The organism is Mycobacterium simiae, assembly GCF_010727605.1.
In the GTDB taxonomy this organism is placed as follows: domain Bacteria; phylum Actinomycetota; class Actinomycetes; order Mycobacteriales; family Mycobacteriaceae; genus Mycobacterium; species Mycobacterium simiae.
Map to the genome: position 1 here is coordinate 1057421 of NZ_AP022568.1, position 18730 is coordinate 1076150.

Here is an 18730-nt window from a genome sequence, read left to right on the forward strand (position 1 = left end):
TGTTAGCGGGTCTCTTTCGTGACGTAGACGATGATGTAGCCCATCGGGATTCCGGTACGGGCGGCGATGCATTCCCGGGCCACCTGGTCGACCGTTGCACGGCGACTGGCGCGGGCCATGGCGGCGATCTCCGGAATTCGGATGAGCCACCCGTCGGTCTCGCGGGTGATCTCGACGTCGAAGCACTGACCGACCTTGGGAAAGGTCACACGGGAAGAGCTGCGCGGCGACTGCACCCGTCGCAGAGTGGACTGAATAAGCATCTGCTTTTCCTGAGTCGACAATGAGCCGCGGGCAAGAATAATGCGAACTGGGGCAAAACACCTAATCCGCAGGCAGAGTGCGAGCCTCGGTTGTGATACGACCGTTGCGCTTCCGTAGCTCAGCGATATCCGGGCAGATCAGGCACCCCGCTGGCGGTCAGCCAGCCCCCGCCGTCGACCACCAGCACCGCACCGGTCACGTAAGAAGCGGCGTCGCTGGCCAAGTACAGCACCGCTTCGGCAATCTCGGTGGTTGAGCCGGGACGCCGCAGCGGGTTCTGGATCGCCCGGTGTTGCTTGTCGCCGGCGATTCGGCGCACGCCCTCGGTACCCGACATTGCGCCGGGGGCAACCACATTGACGCGGACCCCGTCGGGGCCCCACTCGATCGCGCAGGCGCGGCTGAACGCGTCGACCCCGGCCTTGGCCGAAACGACGTGTGCCTGCAACGCCATGCCGCGGTATTGGATCGCCGCGCTGATGTTCACCACGGAACCGCCATGTTCGCGCAGCCAAAGGTCGTATGCCGCTTTGGATACGTTGAACGTGCCGACCAGGTCGATGTCGACGACCGCCTTGAATCCATTGGGGCTGAGTTCACTGATCGGCACCGGAAAGTTTCCAGCGGCGTTGTTGATTACCACGTCGAGTCGCCCAAAGGCGCTCAGCACCTGCTCGACGACGGCAGTGACCTCTTCGGCCCGCCGGACATCGCAGACACCGTAGACCGCCTCGATCCCCTCGCCGCGCAGGGTCTCAACCGCGGCTTGCAGATTGGGCTCTTTGCGGCTGCAGATCGCCACCCGAGCGCCATGGCTGCCCAGAACCCGGGCAACCTCCAGACCGAGGCCCGTTGCGCCGCCGGTAATCAGCGCCACCTGCCCCTGCAACAGATCGGTCCGGAACGGACTCGGCCGGACACTCACGGGGATTCCAGCTGGGAGATGAGGTCGGCCAGGCCCAGGATTCGCTGGGCGTCGCGCACGTGCAGGCTTTCGATCATGCGGCCGTCCACGGTGATGACGCTGGCCCCCGCCGCCTGCGCCTCCTGGTAGGCCGACACGATTCGGCGCGCGTCGGCCAACTCCTTCTCCGACGGGCCGAACAGTTCATTCGCGGGCCCAACCTGGCCAGGATGGATCAAGGTCTTGCCATCAAAGCCCATTTCGCGACCCTGCGCAGCCTCGGCCCGGAACCCCGCCTCGTCGTCGATCGCGTTGTAAACACCGTCCAAGATGGACTTACCGGCCGCTCGGGCGCCCAGCACCGCCCACGACAACGCCGGTGCAACCGGCGCGCGTCCCGGCACGTGCCGTCCGTGCAGATCGTTCACCAGATCATTGGTTCCGACCACCAGCACCGTCAACCGCTCGCTGGCGGAGGCGATCTCCTCCGCCCGCAAGATAGCCCGCGGTGTTTCGATCATTGCCCACAGCTGTAACGACCGCGGTGCGCCGAGCCGGTCGAGCGTGTTCGCCAGCGCCTCAACCTCGTGTCCCGTCTCCACCTTCGGCACCAGCACCGCGTCAGCGGCCGAGGCGGCCACCGCCGTCAGATCGTCGTCATGCCAGTCGGTCCCGGCGCCGTTGATGCGCACCACGACCTCCCGGGGCCGGTATCCCGCCGAGGCGACCGCGCTGCACACCCTGGCTCTCGACTCGGCCTTCGCATCCGGTCCGACGGCGTCCTCGAGGTCGAAAATCAGCACGTCGGCCGGTAAGGACTTCGCCTTTTCGAGTGCTCGATCTTTGTTACCGGGCAAGTAGAGCGCGGATCGGCGCGGCCGCGGCGTCGGTGCCATGCCGATAGCGTAGAGGAGCTCACTCCCGTCGAATCCTCGGTGGCAATAATCGGGGTGCTCCGTGCGGAATCGTCGTGATTTTCGCGGATATATCGCGCAATTGCCACCATCCTCAAATCGGTCCGTGGCAAACGGCGCGGCGAGGTTTATGCTGATATTCGCGGCATAGTGCCGACCGCAAAGAGTTAGGTCGAAGCATGAGCACGGAAAAAATCAACCGCGGCATCCTGCTCACCATTGTGGCGATCGGAACCATCGCCTACATCGCCCTCTACGACCATGCCTCATCCAACTTCAGGCTGTACGTGCCGCTGTGCGTAGCGGCCTTGTTGGGACTGGTCGTCGCGGACGCGGTGAGCGGTCACAAGCCCCGCAGGCACTGAGCCTGCCCTGGTCGTGTCGTCCGATCACGTCACCGGGAAGTTTCGGCGTGGCCGGGGTGTTGTCCGATCCGTGGCACCAACGGGCTTTCACGAGGGAGAAGTCGCGGTGCAACGGCGTGCCGGCGTCGAAGCCACCGCAAAACGACTGGAGAATATGCTGCGTGCAAACCGCATATCCGCGGGCGCTACACAATTTCTTTCCACGCAGCGTTTCGCCGCGCTGACCGGACGCGATCACGCGGGGGTGCTGTGGATCTCCCCGGTGGCCGGGCCGCCGGGCTTCTTGCGCGGCGCCGATGACATCGTGCAGATTTCACAGGCCCCGCGGGATGGGGATCCGCTGCACCGAATTACGGCCGGCCAACAGGTCGGGTTGGTCGCCATCGATTTCGCTACCCGGCGGCGGATGCGCGTCAACGGCACCCTGCTCGTCAACGGCGACACCGGCATGTCGATCCGGGTCGACCAGGCCTACGGGAACTGCCCCCAGTACATCCACCGTCGCCATATCAACGTCCCCGCGATCGCCAACCCGTTCGGCGCATCAAGGCATGCAGCGACTTTGAGCGCGGCTGAGCAGGCGATGATCGCGACCGCGGATACGTTCTTCCTGGGCACCACGCACCCGAGCCGGGGCAGCGATGCATCGCACCGAGGAGGCACCGCCGGATTCGTGAAAGTCGACTCCCCCACCAGGCTGTGGTGGCCGGACTACCCGGGTAATAACATGTTCAACAGCCTGGGCAACTTGACGGTCGACAACGAGGCAGCTCTGCTGTTCGTCAACTTCGCCACCGGCGCCAGCATCCAGCTGTCCGGATCCGCCCAAGTGCAGTGGAGTATCCCCGAAGCCGACGATGGCGCGGGACGGGGTGTCGTGTTCGAGGTCGACGATGTCGTCACGTCGTCATCGGCGGGGTAACTCTGCACACCTCGGCTTTTCGCGGCGGACGCGGCACGAAGGCAAGCCACCCACCCCCTCGTTGCTTGAACATTCGGTAACGCCGGTCCCACATGCGACAGACCCGGAAACGCAAAAATTCAATGTGCGGTCAGCCGCACCGCTCACAGCACGGCCACGACGGCTATGAGCTAGAACCGCAGTCGGTCAACCGTCGGTGTCGGAGCAGCTCGAACGCGAAACGCCGGACTGAGCACGAAGACCACCAAGGTTGCGAGCGTGTCGGCGATCGGGGTGTCCAGCCGCGGAGCTGACCCGTGGGTGGGGCCCATGTCAGCCCTGGCGCGAGCCAAATCGGGTGGGCCGCCGTGGCCAGACACAGCGACCCCGCCTTGCTCGCCGTCGTCATCCTCAGAGCTCAGCGAGGCTGTGTCTATCAGTGATGTAGATCTCAGACCGGCGCGGGTCTCGAATCAGCCTGATTGCGAGATCTTGCGCGCGAGTAGCCATTTGGTTCACCCGTCAAGCGGACACGGGATTGTTTAGCGAGTGTTCATCCGGCCGGACCTTGGTCTGCACGAATTGCACAGTCACGTTAGGGTCGTCACGTTATCGAGCGGGGGGTGGCGTCGCTCATTGTCGGCATGAAGGGCGTGCGGGCGTGTTCTTGGGCACAGTTGACGACTGGACGGCTGAGGGCGAGGTCGTGTCCTGGTGCCCCACCGCGTCGACGTACGCCTGCGCGGCCGCAGCATACCCACACCCCGCACCGGTGAGTTACCAGCAGTCGCAACATCTTCACTACTACCGGCGTCAGGTCGGCCTCGGCCGCGATATTCCACGGTTGTGCATCGGAGCGTGGGAAATCGGAGGCACCTGCGATATCGACGCGATGACGCAGGCGGTCAACGGCCACGTGCGCCGCCACGACACCTATCACGACCGGTTCTCTTTCTGCGACAACGACGAAATCCATCGCTACGTGATCGCAGAGCCGGAGGCGATCACCTTAGCGCCCAAGGATCTCGGTCGGATGGAGGCGGCGCAGATCCGAAAACTGTTGCTGAACACTCCGGATCCGATGCAATGGGATTGCTTCACGTTCGGCGTGATTCAGGGGAACGGCCACTTCACCGTCTTGATTGCGATCGACCACCTGCGAGCCGACGGGATGTCGGCCGGTGTGATTTTCCTCGACATCCAGACGATGTACTTCAGCGCGCTGCAGAGCGGGGAGGCGACACTGATACCCGCGGCCAGTTACCGCGAGTACAGCGCGAAACAACGTGCGTACACCGCCGGCCTGGATGAGGCCTCTCCCGAAATTCAGTCCTGGCGCGACTTCGTCGCCGCGAACGACGGTGCGCTGCCCCAGTTCCCGTTGGAGCTTGGTGACGCGACCCCGGACACGCCGGGCGCCATCGACGTGTTCGACCTCATCGATGCCGATCAGGGCCGACGTTTCGAGGCGGCGTGCCGAGCGGCCGGCGCGCGATTCAGCGGCGGTGTGTTCGCCTGCGCGGCCCTGGCCGAGCATCGATTGACCGGCGCCGCGACGTACTTCGGCCTCACGCCGTTCGACAATCGCCGCGAGCCCGCCCACGCCCTCACGGTCGGTTGGCTGGCGAGTTTCGTCCCGTTGACGATTCCCACCGCGGACGCCTCGTTCCAGGAGGTTGTCCGGGCCGCACAGGCGTCGTTCGACACCAACGCCGCCCTCGGCGGGGTGCCGTTCTATCACCTGCTCGAGACGCCGGACGGATCGTCGGGTGGCATCTCGGTTCCCGAACGTCCCGTCCCGATGCTGTCCTACATCGACATTCGCAAGCTGCCCTTTGGGGACGACTACAACGATCTGCGGGCCGGCATCTGGGGTGATAACCGGCTGCCGGAGACGGTGTGCATGTGGGTCAATCGCATGCACGGCAAAACGCAGGTGGTGGTCGCCTACCCGGGCACCGAATTGGCCCGCAGTTCCGTTCGCCGCTATGTCGAGGCGATGCGAGCCGAGTTCGTCCGCGTATGCGACAGCGACCAGCCGCACACCGATGGCTGAGGAAGGCACGGCCGGCGCGGGGTGAGCGTCGCGAGGCTGGCGCTGCTGGATCAAGCGGCTTTTTTGCGGCTGCGGGCCAATGGCCAAGGTAGCGCGGTGCAATGCACCTGGGTGTACGACCGCGACGTCGACCTCGATGCGTTGCAGCGCTTCAACGACCTCCTCGGCGCCGGCTTGCTCGGACGGCGGATCGAGCGTTCGCGGTTGCCGTTCGGGCGCCACCGCTGGGTGGTCGACCACCGCTCCCCGGACATCGTCGTCGAGACGCGACGGCCACGATCGCAGGTCGGTTCGTGGATGGAGACCCGTGCGCGAATTCCCGTCGACCCGGAGCACGGGCCCACATTTCATCTGGGCGTGCTGCCGTTGGAGGACGGGGGCGCGGCCGTCACACTGGTGACATCACACTGCATCGTCGACGGACTCGGGTTGGCAACGGCCATCACCGACGCGGTTGGCGGAACACGGCGCAATCTTGGTTATCCACAACCGAATTCGCGCACCCAATATCGTGCAGTGGTCGAGGATCTGGTCGACGCCGTCGCGGCCCTGCCCGCGGCCATTCGCGCGCTGATCGCCACCCTGCGGGTAGCGATCGAGGCTAAGTCGAGTCAGCAGGGCCCGCCGCGGGGGCGCCGGCCACCCATACGGGTCGACGATGACCTGACCGCGCTGCCCGCGGTGACGCTGCACACCGACGCTGCGGCGTGGGAGGCCCGGGCGCGCAGCCTCAACGGAAGCGGCAACAGCCTTTTCGTCGCCTACATGGCCGCACTGGCGCAGCGGATGGGCCGAGTGCACGCTGACGGAAAGTCCGTGACCGTGGTCCTGCCGGTCAGCGACCGCGGGGTCGACGACGACCGCGCCAACGCGCTGACCTCGATCACACTTACCGTCGACGGCCGGCGGGTGAACGAGGACCTGACCGCCGTGCGTGCGGACATTAGGAACCGGCTGATCTCGTTGGGCACCCAGCCCCACGAGATGCTGGCGGGGCTGCCGCTCGTCCCGTTCACGCCCCGATGGCTGGCGCGGCGGGCCGAATGCATCGCCATGGCGGCCGACCGACTGCCGGTGGGGTGCTCCAACATGGGCAGGTTCGATGCCGCCATCGCCCGCATCGACGGCGACGCGGCGACCAACATGTCGATCCGGCTCGTTGAGCCGGGCCTCACCTGCCACCGGATCGAGCAGGTCGGCGGCCAATTATTCGGCGCTACTGGGACTGTCAACGGCGATCGGTTCATCGCCGTCGCCGCCTATCAGTGTGCCGTCGACAACAGTGCTGCCGCCACCCGCGAGCTCGCCTGTGATGCGCTCGCGGACCTTGGCCTGGGCACCACTGCCGTGTATGGGGAGGAGTCCTGACGACGAACCCGCGTCTCCGCGTGAATCCCCCTGCCCGCCAACGACTTTATGTCGGGCTCGGCGTGGTTTTAGCGCTGTGGGCGGCGGTGGTGCTGTGGTTCGCCATAGCCGTCGTGCCGCTGGACGTGTACTGGATGTCGTACTACTCGGCCAGCTACGCACACGGATTCGTCCGGCGCGGTCTGGCCGGTCAATTGGTGGGCATGTTTCCCGGCCGCTACTTCGCAGTCACCCTCGGTCTGCGGTGGATGTCCACCGCGGTTTACTTGTGCGGCCTGGCGGCTGTCGCCGCCGGGGCGCTGGTGCGGCGGCACCGGTCCGAACGTCGCCTGATGGCTGTAATGCTGATTCCGTTGCTGCCCTTCGGCATTCCGTTCGCCGCCTACTCCGCTCGACCCGACCTGTTCGGCGGGGCGGCCCTGGCGCTGTTCGCCACGGGGTTGACGTTCGCACGTTCCCGTCCGACGGCGATGGGCCTGTGCCTGGTCTACGGCGTCGCGACCGCGGCACTGACGCTGGTGCACGAGGCGGTGGGGCTGCAATTTACGTTGGGGGCTGTGCTGGCGGTGCTCGTCCTCGGCGGTGTGCTTTCAGCCAGCCAGGGTACCGGCGCGCTGCTGGCGGTGGTACCGGGTGTGTTGACTACTGCCGCCGTGGCAGTGTTCGGCCGTCACGACATTGCGCCCCAACTGTGTGCGTCGGTTCCGCATCGCATGCTGCCCAATCCATTCGCCACGATCACCTCACCGTCGACGTTGGTCGGCTACGTGATCGACGGGCGGCCGCGTCACACCGACTACCACGACTGGGTCTGCCGCAACGTGATGCCGAGCTACGACCACGGGATCGTCGATGCGCTCCGAAGCGTCGGCCATATCGGGGTGGTCGGCCTCACGGCGTCGTTCGTGTTCGGCGTTGCCGGGCTCGTCGTGACGTTGTGGGGTATCAGCGCGGTGTCCGGCGTGCCGCTGCGCGCGTTCGCCGAGACGCTGCAGGGCCGGACGACGTGGGGGCTGGCGGGGGCGATGTTGATCGTCCCAGTATTCCTCACCGGCTACGACTGGACGCGCTGGCTGACCATCCTTGCCTTCGACGTGGGCATCGTGTTCATCCTCTTCGCCGCAGGGAGGCCGGAGATCGAGCAACAGCGCGGCCCGAAGACATTGCGTCTCTTCGCTTTTCTCGTAATCGCGCTGGCGCTAATCCCGATCGGTGCCGTCCCAGGGTTTGGCGGACCGCTGATGACGTAACCGCCGCATTTTCAGTCAGTAGACCTGCGAAGTTCCGGCGTCAGGAACCCCTTCAGTCGGCGCAGGTTTCGCTGCATGGCCCGGTCCTTCCTAACGTCGTACGCCATGACAAATACAGCGCGCCGCTCACCGGTATCGCCGACCGTTGCGGCGCAGCGGCTTCGTCTGGCACGAATCCGTCTGTGCCAATCGAGCGAGAGGTAACCACGGACGCCTGACCGGTCGTGATTATCGGCGCCGGCCCGGCAGGGATGTCTGCCGCGCTGGGCCTGCAGGACAAGGGAATTGCGGTTTTCAGTCCACCGACATGTCGTGGGCACGGCGCCGAGAAGACCACCCTGGTGTGGGGGGCTGCTCATGTGGAGATGGTGTGAGGAGTTCGTTGTGGGTGTTCATTGTCGTGGGATGTTGGCGCGCAGATCTCTAGCCGCGTCGAGTAAGCGCCGCAAGACTGCGGACACTTCAGGATACTGTTGCGAACGTTCCAGCCAGTCCCGCAGGTACTGCACCAGTGCGTCGGGCTGGTCTTCGGGCCTTTGTGAACCTATTTGCCTGCGGATGTTTTCCGAAAACTGATCGATGAATGCGGTGGTGAAGGGCACCGGCTGCAGGGCCTGACGGGTAAATTGCGCCCAGACGTTTGCCGGGGGGCCACCAGGCTGGCTGAATTGGTGGGCTAGGTCCGCGACCCAAGGCGGTGGCGCTGCGGGCCGCCCAAACAACCCTCCCCCCGGCGGCGGCTGGGGCCGCTGCGAGGAGGAGGCAGATTGCGGGGGGAAGCCTCGGGAGTGGGAGGGCCCCGCGGCCGGTGCCGGTGGCGCTGCGGGTCGCCCAGACAACCCGGCCGCCGGCGGCGGCTGGGGCCGGTGCGAGGAGGAGGCAGATTGCGGTGGGAGGTTTCGGGGCTGGGAGGGCCCCGCGGCCGGTGCCGGTGGCGCTGCGGGTCGCCCAAACAGCCCACCCCCCGGCGGGGCCGGGGGCCGGTGCGAGGAGGAGGCAGATTGCGGTGGGAGGTTTCGGGAGTGAGAGGGCCCCGCGGCCGGAGGCGGTGCCGGGGCGGGTCGCCGAAACAGCCCACCCCCCGACGGCGGCGGGGCCGGGGGCCGGTGCGAGGAGGCGGCCGGTGTTTGCGGTGCTGGGGGGAGGTTTCGGGGGTGGGAAGGCCCTGCCACCGCGGCCGGTGCCGGGGCGGGTCGCCGAAACAGCCCACCCCCCGACGGCGCCGGGGCCGGGGGCCGCTGTGAGGAGGCGGCAGGTGCTTGCGGCGGGAGGCCCCGAGGGTGGGAGGGCCCTGCCACCGGGGCCGGGGCCGGGGCCGGGTCTGGGGCTGGCCGGGGTCGGGGCTGTGGTGGGGGTGGGGGGTCGGTGTCCATCGAGTCGGTGGCGGGGTGTTCTGTTTTGATGCGTTTGCGTTCCGGCTCGGCTGCACGCCGTGCAGCGCGTTGCGCACGAGCGGAAGGCTCGAGTTGGAACCGGTTACCGTAGTTGACAATCACCTGGTCCCCGGGGCGCAGGTTGTCAAATCCCACCAGCACCGGAACATATTCATGGGTGAGATTGCCCTGGTTATCGGTGAGGTTGACGCGAAACGAAACAAACGCGGCATTAACCCGACCACGATCCAGGGCAGGGGTCTGGCCTGATCTAAAAGGCAACACCGCGGTATTAGCAAAAGCAGTGCTATTACCGCCCCCATCAGCAGAATAGGACGACACCCGGCGACTGGAGCCACCGTCGACATCCATCATGTACTGGCTGGCACCCGGGTGAAGGTCCTCTGCTCGCTCTAGGTCGTCCGGTCCATGAAGCAACGCCCCCAAATACATACCCAAAATCTGTCCCTGGCCCCCGGTGCCCACCTGAGGCGTAGCGAACAAACCGTACTGGCCTATCAGAACCTGTTCATGGGGTTGCACGTCGGCGGCCGTCAACTGGCGCACCTCGGTACGCCTGACTCCCGGCGGCGGAGGCGGCGCCCCCCGCCGCGAGTTGTTGATCAACCGCTCCATTCAGCCCGCACCACCGCGGGCAAGGCCTCCACCGCCTCCGCCGGCAGACCACGCAGTCGTTGCTGCGTCTCGCGAACGGAGAAACCCAGTTGCACACTTTGCACCTGCACACGCGGATGAACTGACCCGTCGACATCAGCAAAATCACGATGGACCCGCCCCAACGGATCATCAAGATCCCGCAGCGGAAACACGTCATCCAACCACGGGATCGGCTCCATCCGATGATGAACAATCAACTGGTTATCCACATCAAAACGCGGTGGTTCCCACTGGGTCGTATCACCGGTCAAATCGCCATGCCATGGGAGTAGACGCTGAAACCCTGTCCGGGACTGATCCAGCGGCTGCTCATGCCACGCACCCACCCCCGCCACCGGCTCCACAAGCGGCGACCCCGGCCGCTCCCGCTTCACACCAGAACCCTCACCCACCACCACATCCGAGCCCTCACCCACCGCGCCACCGCCCGCCGCGCCGCCCCGAGGCGGAAGGTCGCTGTGGCTGGTCCTGCCGCTGTTGAGATCGATAGTGACCGTACGTATCCGGTTTCCCGCAGAGTCAAAGACCGTCACGACCCTAACGTCATGATCCTCAACAATCTCCACCCGCACGTGTGTGCCGGCGTGTTTCTTACCGACACTCACTTTGTGGGTCTGTCCGTGCAACGAGAGTGAGAGCTTGCCTCCCTTGCTTACCTTTAACTCCCGGTTGCTTGGATCGCGGGTCGGGAGGGTGGTGTGGCTGGTCTTGCCGCTGTTGAGATCGATAGTGACAGACTCATTTATCTGGTTTCCCGCAGAGTCAAAAGCCGTCACGACCGCAACGCCGTGATCATCCTCAACAATCTCCACCCGCACCTCTGTGTCAGCGTTGTCGATACCGAGACCCACTCGATGAGGCTGTCCGTGCAACGAGAGCGAGATCTGGCCGTAGCGGTTGACCGTTAACTTCCGGGTGCTTAGATCACGGGGCGGGAGGGTGGTGTGGCTGCGTCTGTCGCTGTTGAGATCGATAGTGACAGACTCATTTATCTGGTTTCCCGCAGAGTCAAAAACCGTCACGACCCTAACGTCATGATCCTCAACAATCTCCACCCGCACCTCTGTGCCGGCGTGTTTCTTACCGACACCCACGTAATGAGGCTGCCCCTTCAACGAGACTGAGATCACGCCGTGGGGGTTGACTATTAACTCCCGGGTGTTTGGATCACGGGTGGTGTGATAGGTCTTGTCGCTGCGGGGATCGATGGTGACAGAGTGACCTATCGGGTTTGCCGCGGAAGTAAAGACCGTCACGACGGTAACGGCATGATCGTCAACGTCATGATCTTCAACAAACCGCACCCACACCGTTGTGTTGGCGTGTTCCACACCGACATACACGTAATGACTCTGGTTGTACAACCGGAATGCGATTTGGCCTTGCTCGTAGACCGTGAAGTCCCGGATGCTTACATTGCCGGGGTCATCGCCGTGGTCACTGGGGCCGGGTTCGTGGTCGGGGTTCTCGGCATCGCCGTGGTCACTGGGTCCGGGTTCGTGGTCGGGGTTCTCGGCATCGTCGTGGTGGCCGTGTTGGTCTCGGGCGCCTCCTTTACCGCCGGGATAGGACTCACCGGTGAGCACTCGGTGGACCAACACCTGAGCCAACGCCCGGGTATTGAGCCGACGCTCACCCTCGCTAAGCCCGCCATAAGCCCGCTGAACCCATTCCCCCTCGATCCCGGTGGCCTCCAACATCTTTGAGGCATCGGCCAACACCGCCGCAGCGCGCTCAGGATCAGCCCGCACCAACCGCTGCCACTGATCAAACGGCGTCCTCACCCCCCGCCACCCACCCGCAGAAGCCACCGAATCAGACTCAACAGAAGAATCGCTTTTCTTGCTGTGCGGTGCTAAAGCCCCCCGATCAACGGACTGGTGGGACCCACCGTCGTCGTCATGGACCGCCCGCGCCACCGGCAAACCAGCCCCGCTGCCCTGCCCCGCTAAAGCCGCCCAATGAGAATCCACACCAGAGTCGCCTTGCTCCACCCACTCCGAGTCCGGCTCGCCGCCACGACCCACCCCCTCCCCGCCACCGTCGGTCGCGTGGGTGGCCACGGGCTCGATGGAGCGGGGATGTGCGGTGTCGGATCGCTCGACCGGATCATGGCCGCCCTGGTGCCCCTGGCTGTCTTGGCTGTCTTGGCTGTCTTGGCTGTCGTGGTCGTGGTCGTGGTCGCCAGCAGTCGATGATCCCTCGGTTGAACGATGACTGTCGTTGCCGGGGAACGGGTGTACGTCATCGCCGTTCACGCTGTCGCGCGGCGGTTTAACACCGTTCGCACTGTCGCGCGGCGGTTTAACACCGTTCGCACTGTCGTGCGGGGGTTTAACAGTGGTGGTTGCTCGCTGCACATGGTCAGTCCCCGCCGGCGGGGCGCCCGCCATGGACCTGGTGGCACCGTCCCCGGCACCGACCGCCTCGGTGTCATCACCGAGGTGCTCGGTCGTGGACCCCCGACCCGCATGGGACCCCCCACCACCCTCCGACGACGCCTTACCCGCCCCCGCCACCGGCCCCTGAGCAGACCGCGCCACCACCACCGGCTCCGACCGCAACGACCGCCCAGCACCACCGGGAACCGCCGACGAACCACTAGGCCTGTCCGCCGGCGTCCCCCGCGACCCACCACCGGCGGCCTCGGTCGCCGACCCCGACACCCGCGCCTCACCACCTGCTGCCCCCGACTCCGACAACCCGACCAAACCCCGCACCTGCAGGATTTCCGAATCCGGCTTGCCGCCAGCCACACTCGCGCCACCCCCCACAACGGGGCCGTCCAGGACACCCGAACCGCTGCCCCCCGGAACGGACAATCCCGCATCCGGCACCGCCATCGCTGTATCGAGGTGCTCCTCGCGCTGCTGAGCACCGTCAGACACCAAGAAACCCTCAACACCGCCATCACCACCACCCGCGACGCCGAAGCCTGCCCAGGCCGTCGCGGCCCCCGCCGCGCCGGCGGGCGAGGTATCACCAGCCAGCTGCTCCCAGGACACCACCGCCGGTGCCGAACTATCCGACCCCACACTTCCCGGCCGATCCGACAGACCCCCGGCGCCATCCCCGTTGGGGGTGGCCAACCCCTGGGCATTAGCGGGCGAAGCCGCATGCCCGAGGGAAAACTGAACGGGCGGTGGCGACGCGGCATCCCCCTGATCAGAACCCAACGCCGACACCACACCCGGACCCGCATCAGGTGCACCCGTCCCACCATCCACCGCCGCGGGCGCCGGGGGCGGCGGGTCGGCGGCCACCGACGACGAGGCGGCGGTCGAAGAGCCCGCACTGACCGAACCCAACACAGCATGACCCTCAGAGTGCTGACCCCCCGCCGCAGCGGCCCCACCTTCGGCGCGGCCTGCGGTGTGGGTAAACGACTGGGCCACACCCGATGTCGCGGACGGGGCAGCCGCGGGCTGATGGGCCAACCGCGACGCCGAGGACGATGCCGACCCCGCCGCCGACGAATGGTGGGAGGAATCGGCCACCGACGTGCTGGCCGCCGCCCCTGCCGACCCGCTCACCAACCCCCGACCCGACGACACCGACCCAGTCGTCGCCGACTTGGATACCCCAGCAGTCGTCGCCGCATCGGCAACCAGGCCCGAGGACTGCCCCACACTGCCCTGCCCCGCACCATGAGTAAAGGTGGAGGTGTTCTCTCCCCCACCCGCCACCGTTGAGGACGCCGACACCCCGCTACTACCACCGGCATCGTGTCCGGCACCAGCCACCGAGGTACCGCCGACAGCCGACAGATCACGCTGCGAGCCCGACCCGGCACCGGCCGCCGACCCGCCAGTCTCAGCCGATACCTCCCCACGCGCGGACGACCCGGCACCGTTGGGTGATGCCGTGCCCGCCGGTGTTGGGCCCTTGGCGGTCGGGGTGGTATTGGTCTGCGCTAGTGAGCCGGCCCCGTTGATGTCAGTCGAAATTCCCTGCGCCCCAGCAGGATCAGCACCAGCGCCCTCGTCGGAGGTGTTCGAGGTGTTCGACGGGGCCTGCTCGTCTGGCGGTGGCCGGAATAGCCGATCACCCGACCCCCCACCACCGGCAGGGAAGTCGGTGTCGGTGTGGGGGGTGGTGGGCTTGGTGTCGGGCACCGCCACCGGGTGGGCCTCGTCATCCCCTGCGCCGTGAGCCCCGCCGTGTTCGAAACTGCGGATTCCTCCCGACGGCGCTCCCCCGGCCGCCCCCCCAAAAATATCGGCCGCATCCACACTGCCCCCCGTGGCCACCGTCCCCGCGACATTGGCGACCACCCCCACCCCGAAATGGGTCCCCACCCCGCTGAGCGCCTTCCCCACAATGCTGCTCGATTGCCCCACCACATGAGCCAACCCATGATGCACAACCGGACCCACCACCCCACCGACAAGCCCACTCACCCCAATGTCGATGGTCTGCTGCACATCAAGACCGTTACGAACCCCCTCCAATATCTGAAAGTCCTGAATCAACAAATCCTGCACCACACCCTGCACCACCCCCTCAGCCACCGACTCGGCAATACCGGGAAGCAAATGCCCCGCCTGCACCAACGCAGCCTTACCCAAGGCTGCCAACCCCTCCTTAGTCACCACCTGCGACAACAACGCCGCGATCCGATCCCACAACTGCTCGACCAACTCCCGCACCGCGGCCACCGTGATCGCCTCAATCGCCGGAATCCACGCCAACGACCCACCAAACGTAAAATCCGCCTCCCACAACGCCGTCGCAATCTCATACGCCGCAATCGCCAACGAACTCAAAATCTGCAGTTTGGTGTACTGAATCTGCGTCCCGGTCTGCTCAGCCAAATTCCCCAACGACGTCATCGACCCCGCCACCGACGACACCGACGAATCCCCCGACAACAACGACGCAAACACCCCCGCCACCGCATTCGCCGTCTGACCGGTCAACGACGAGGACACCTGCGACTGCGCCTGCTCCAACCCCGACACCACATCCGACAACTGCTCGCCCGCACCATTCCAATCGCCAGCAAGAGCAAACATCGCCGTCTCATCACCCTGAGGCCACTGCTGACCCGTCAAATACGCAACCCACTGCAACTCCGGCGGAATCTCAATACCCACCCCACACCCCCCCACCCCACAGAGGCGTTTCCACCACGAGCCCCACCATCACCGCGTCGCCCATCCCGCCACCAGCAGACCGGCGCAACCCACCACACCAAGCCAGCACAGCTCTCCACGCGAGGACAGCCGCATCAACGACCCCGTCGCCCGCACAGCTGCCGGATGCGAACTCCCCGCGACGCGATCGGTCACCCCGTGCGCAGTCACCCCCCACCGACCTCAACACCCCTGATCGGCCCCACCGGTCACCGCGCGCGCCGCAACCCACCGGTGCACAAGAACTCGACCTGCGGTCCCGGCACGGAGAATCGATCCCGCGGCCCAGCAACCCCACCGGACGACACCACAAAACCCACCGCACCCATAGTGCTCATTCCCCTACTATTCGCACCACGCTCACGAGCCACCGCCGCCAGCATCACCGCCCACCACCCCCACCGCTAGAACACCCACGCCACAAACACCGCCCCACCACGCCACCCCCAACACCAAACCGACCCCCTACCGGCCGCAGGTGAGTTTGCCAACCTGCTACACCGAAAAAGTGCCGATCACTGAGGCGAAAACGCATCGTCGATCCCAACATCGACGGCCTCAACCGACAGGCGTACTACCGCGACGAGCTGCCTGGCGAAATAAGCCGATCCATGCAATCCGCACCGGGCATCTCACCCGCTCGGTTCGGAGACAACCCCGACGGGGTCGGCGGTCTCTAGGTGGCCGCCGTCAGGAAGCTGCGGAGCAGTTCGGTAACGATGTCCGGCCGCTCGAGCGTGGTGGAGTGGCCGGAGTCCGGGATGGTCACCAGGCGGGCCCCCGGGATGAGCTCGACGATGCGTTGTGACTCGTCAGGCGGCGTAGCGACATCGTCGGCGCCGACGATGACCAGCGTGGGCGCCTGAATGCGTCCAATCTCGTTCTCCATCGGCAGTCGGTCTGCAACAGCAATGGTGGCCTTGCTGATACCCGAGCGTCGACTACGGCGCAGCGCCCGCTCCCATCCTTCGATCACCGGCTTGTTTGAAGGATCTGCGCGGAACGTGGGACCGAATACCATTGGCAGCACCGGTTTTCGCAGCATCCCAATGCCCGTCAACCGGAAGATTGTGCTCAGCAATTTGTATTTGGCGGCGTCGCGCGCGGGACCGGCGCTGGTGTCTAGAAGCACCAGCGTGCGAATCAATTCCGGACGGCGGGCGGCGATGCGCTGGCCGACGAATCCCCCCATCGACAATCCGACGTAGTGTACGGGCGCCACACCGAGCGACTCGATCAGGGCGATAGCGTCATCGGTCAGCGTGTCCATGTCATAGCCGTCGTTCGTGGCAGGACTGTCGCCTTGGCCGCGCCAATCGATTGCTACACAGCGGTATTGGCTTTTCAGCGCGGCGATCTGTGGATTGAACATCCAGCCTCCGAACAGCAGGGCATGGCCGAAGAACACGGTCGGCGCGTCAGGGCGTCCCGGCGGTGCTCCGGTGTCCGAGTAGGAAATAGTCGCTGAACCGTGCGTGAATGTGGGCATACCCGTCCTAACTGAGCGTCGCACGTCGGTGCTGGGCGGTGATTCCCCGCACCGTAGTTGTATACGCGATTTGCGATTGCCTTCGGGGTGCTGGTGCACTACCTGACATCAGAGATTGCCAACGCCGACGATCGCGACCCTGCAACACCAGCGCACCCGTCATTGTGATCGGTGAGCACGCAGCTGATCTGCTGCTCGATGGGTAACAACGTGTTGCGATTGTGCCTCTTCCCCTGGAACGTTCCTTCACCATGAATTGGCGACCAGGCGCAACTTTCTGGTCATCGCGCTTGCGCTGTTCCCAATCGGTGCCGTCCCAGGGTTCGGTGGACCGCTGATGGCCTGACCGCCACACGGCCTAGCAGGTCATGCAGGTCAAGTGCCCCGAATTGTCAGTCATCGGGAAACCCACTCAGTGGGCGCACGTTTCGCTGCACGGCCCGCCCCTTCGTAACGTCGTAGACCATGGGCAGGCACAACGCTGCGCTTACCGGTATCGCCGACCGTTGCGGCGCAGCGGCTTTGTCGAACACGAATCGTCCGTGCCAATCGAGCGAGAGGTGACCAACGGATGCCTGACCGGTTAATTGTGATTGTCGGCGCCGGCCCGGCCGGCATATCTGCCGCACTAAGCCTCAGAGACAAGGGAATTCGGTCATTACTCGTCGACCGAGCCGACGTGGTGGCGGCGTCGTGGCGCGGTCGGTACGACGGGCTCAGGCTCAACACCGGTCGACAGTTCTCCCACCTGCCCGGGCGGCGCTACCCGAGAGGCACTCCGGTCTATCCGACTCGTGACCAAGTTGTCGCTCACCTTGACCGGCATGCTCGCGAGGATGGTATCCAGCTCCTGCTCAATACCACGGTTGACCGCATCGACCACCATGGCCCGGGCTGGCGATTGACGACGTCGAACGGGGACCTTGACGCCCGAATCGTAGTGGTCGCCACCGGTTACGAGCACACTCCGTTTATCCCGAGCTGGCCGGGCATCTTCACCGGCGAGTTGCTACATTCCAGCAGCTATCGAAACCCGGCGCGATACGCGCACAAGCGCGTGCTGGTCGTCGGCTCCGGCTCGTCCGGTATGGAAATTGCCCATAACCTCACCACGAGCGCAGCAAGCAAAGTGTGGCTATCGGTGCGAACGCCGCCAAACATCATGCCGCGCAGAGGCCCTGCCGGACTGCCCAATGACGTCGTATCAGTCCCATTGTTTCACCTGCCCGCGCAGATGGCCGACCGGATCGCTGCCGTCGCCCGCCACCGAGCGTTCGGCGACCTCGAGGAATTCGGTCTGCCCGTTCCCGCTGAGGGCCCGTTCACAAGAGCCCACCGGCTGCGGGCCGCACCCACCGTCGTTGACCCCGACGTCATCAACGCGGTGCGCGACGGGTCCGTCGAGGTCGTCGGAGCGGTCAGCGAACTCGAGGGCGCCATGGTGGCGCTGGCCGACGGTGCACGGGTGCAGCCGGACGTGATGATCTGCGCCACTGGATATCGCCCCGGCCTGCATCCGTTGGTCGGACACTTGGACGTGCTCACGCCCGAAGGCGCACCCACCGCGCTGGCACCGTTCCCCGCTGCCGACGGCCTCTACTTCCATGGTCTGCTCAGCCGCCCCGCGCTGCTTGGCCATGTAGCCAAACAATCCCGAAAGCTGGCCAAGCGCATCGCGCAGGGCTGCCCGCCGCCGTACTGCCTGTGCCGGCCCGCCGCACTGGCCGAGGCATCGCGCACCCAACAACCGCAATACGGCACCTAATCGATTACGCCATAGCAACACGGATGCAGTTGCCGGCATGCCTGCTGACGGCGTCCACGGGCAGGTCACACGATCGATCGTCGCGTCGGCACGTCAAATCGCGGGTCAGTCGGACACGGTGCCGTTCAGGCCGCAGACCACTGTGTTCAGGTATGCCCAAACACTTCGGCCGCATCTGCTCCAAAGCGAATGCGTCGCCCCGTGAACAACAGGGTGTTGTTTTCGCTATTCGGAATATTTTGCTGTGTTTGCGCGATCAGCTCGGGGA

Annotated in this window: 14 protein-coding genes; 7 read left to right on the forward strand and 7 right to left on the reverse strand. The window is 65.5% G+C overall.

Annotation, left to right across the window (positions count from 1 at the left end; translation table 11 throughout):
* Window positions 1–2: 2 nt before the first annotated feature.
* From G6N33_RS04775 to G6N33_RS04785, 3 genes are all read right to left on the reverse strand, one after another.
* On the reverse strand, window positions 3–209 hold the full coding sequence (locus tag G6N33_RS04775; RefSeq protein WP_044510425.1) for a hypothetical protein: 207 nt from the start codon (window positions 207–209) through the stop codon (window positions 3–5).
* 173 nt (window positions 210–382) lie between these two features.
* Window positions 383–1189, reverse strand: coding sequence for an SDR family oxidoreductase (locus G6N33_RS04780; protein ID WP_044510424.1), 807 nt, complete (start codon window positions 1187–1189; stop codon window positions 383–385).
* Window positions 1186–2064: an HpcH/HpaI aldolase/citrate lyase family protein gene (locus tag G6N33_RS04785; protein WP_044510423.1), complete on the reverse strand. Its 879-nt coding sequence runs from the start codon at window positions 2062–2064 to the stop codon at window positions 1186–1188. The genes G6N33_RS04780 and G6N33_RS04785 overlap by 4 nt, the downstream gene beginning before the upstream one ends.
* Before the next feature lie 197 nt (window positions 2065–2261).
* Between G6N33_RS04785 and G6N33_RS04790 the strand changes: the two genes are divergently transcribed.
* The 6 genes from G6N33_RS04790 to G6N33_RS27965 all read left to right on the forward strand — a co-directional run bounded on the left by G6N33_RS04790 (window position 2262) and on the right by G6N33_RS27965 (window position 8396).
* Window positions 2262–2447: a hypothetical protein gene (locus tag G6N33_RS04790; RefSeq protein WP_044510422.1), complete on the forward strand. Its 186-nt coding sequence runs from the start codon at window positions 2262–2264 to the stop codon at window positions 2445–2447.
* A 70-nt stretch (window positions 2448–2517) separates the two neighbouring features.
* Window positions 2518–3369, forward strand: a complete 852-nt coding sequence (locus G6N33_RS04795) for a PNPOx family protein (RefSeq protein WP_044510421.1) — start codon at window positions 2518–2520, stop codon at window positions 3367–3369.
* 640 nt (window positions 3370–4009) lie between these two features.
* Window positions 4010–5404, forward strand: coding sequence for a condensation domain-containing protein (locus G6N33_RS04800; RefSeq protein ID WP_044510419.1), 1395 nt, complete (start codon window positions 4010–4012; stop codon window positions 5402–5404).
* 21 nt (window positions 5405–5425) lie between these two features.
* Entirely contained in the window at window positions 5426–6772 is a 1347-nt protein-coding gene (locus G6N33_RS04805) for a condensation domain-containing protein (RefSeq protein WP_231382590.1), read from the forward strand.
* Complete coding sequence (locus G6N33_RS04810; RefSeq protein ID WP_044510417.1) at window positions 6769–8022, forward strand: hypothetical protein; 1254 nt, start codon at window positions 6769–6771, stop codon at window positions 8020–8022. The genes G6N33_RS04805 and G6N33_RS04810 overlap by 4 nt, the downstream gene beginning before the upstream one ends.
* A gap of 251 nt (window positions 8023–8273) precedes the next feature.
* Complete coding sequence (locus tag G6N33_RS27965; RefSeq protein WP_456299189.1) at window positions 8274–8396, forward strand: hypothetical protein; 123 nt, start codon at window positions 8274–8276, stop codon at window positions 8394–8396.
* 18 nt (window positions 8397–8414) lie between these two features.
* Here the strand turns inward: G6N33_RS27965 and G6N33_RS04815 are convergent, their stop codons facing one another.
* The 4 genes from G6N33_RS04815 to G6N33_RS04825 all read right to left on the reverse strand — a co-directional run bounded on the left by G6N33_RS04815 (window position 8415) and on the right by G6N33_RS04825 (window position 16697).
* Window positions 8415–8624 carry a hypothetical protein gene (locus G6N33_RS04815; RefSeq protein ID WP_155945953.1) on the reverse strand — a complete coding sequence of 70 codons (210 nt, stop codon included), beginning with the start codon at window positions 8622–8624 and terminating at the stop codon, window positions 8415–8417.
* A gap of 1394 nt (window positions 8625–10018) precedes the next feature.
* A complete protein-coding gene (locus G6N33_RS04820) occupies window positions 10019–15088 on the reverse strand; it encodes a WXG100-like domain-containing protein (RefSeq protein WP_163771471.1) in 5070 nt (1689 codons plus the stop codon).
* A gap of 329 nt (window positions 15089–15417) precedes the next feature.
* Window positions 15418–15546, reverse strand: coding sequence for a hypothetical protein (locus G6N33_RS27720; protein ID WP_269473934.1), 129 nt, complete (start codon window positions 15544–15546; stop codon window positions 15418–15420).
* A gap of 338 nt (window positions 15547–15884) precedes the next feature.
* On the reverse strand, window positions 15885–16697 hold the full coding sequence (locus G6N33_RS04825) for an alpha/beta fold hydrolase (protein ID WP_044510408.1): 813 nt from the start codon (window positions 16695–16697) through the stop codon (window positions 15885–15887).
* Between the two features lie 571 nt (window positions 16698–17268).
* Between G6N33_RS04825 and G6N33_RS04830 the strand changes: the two genes are divergently transcribed.
* Window positions 17269–18462, forward strand: coding sequence for a flavin-containing monooxygenase (locus tag G6N33_RS04830; RefSeq protein WP_101528841.1), 1194 nt, complete (start codon window positions 17269–17271; stop codon window positions 18460–18462).
* Window positions 18463–18730: the final 268 nt, after the last annotated feature.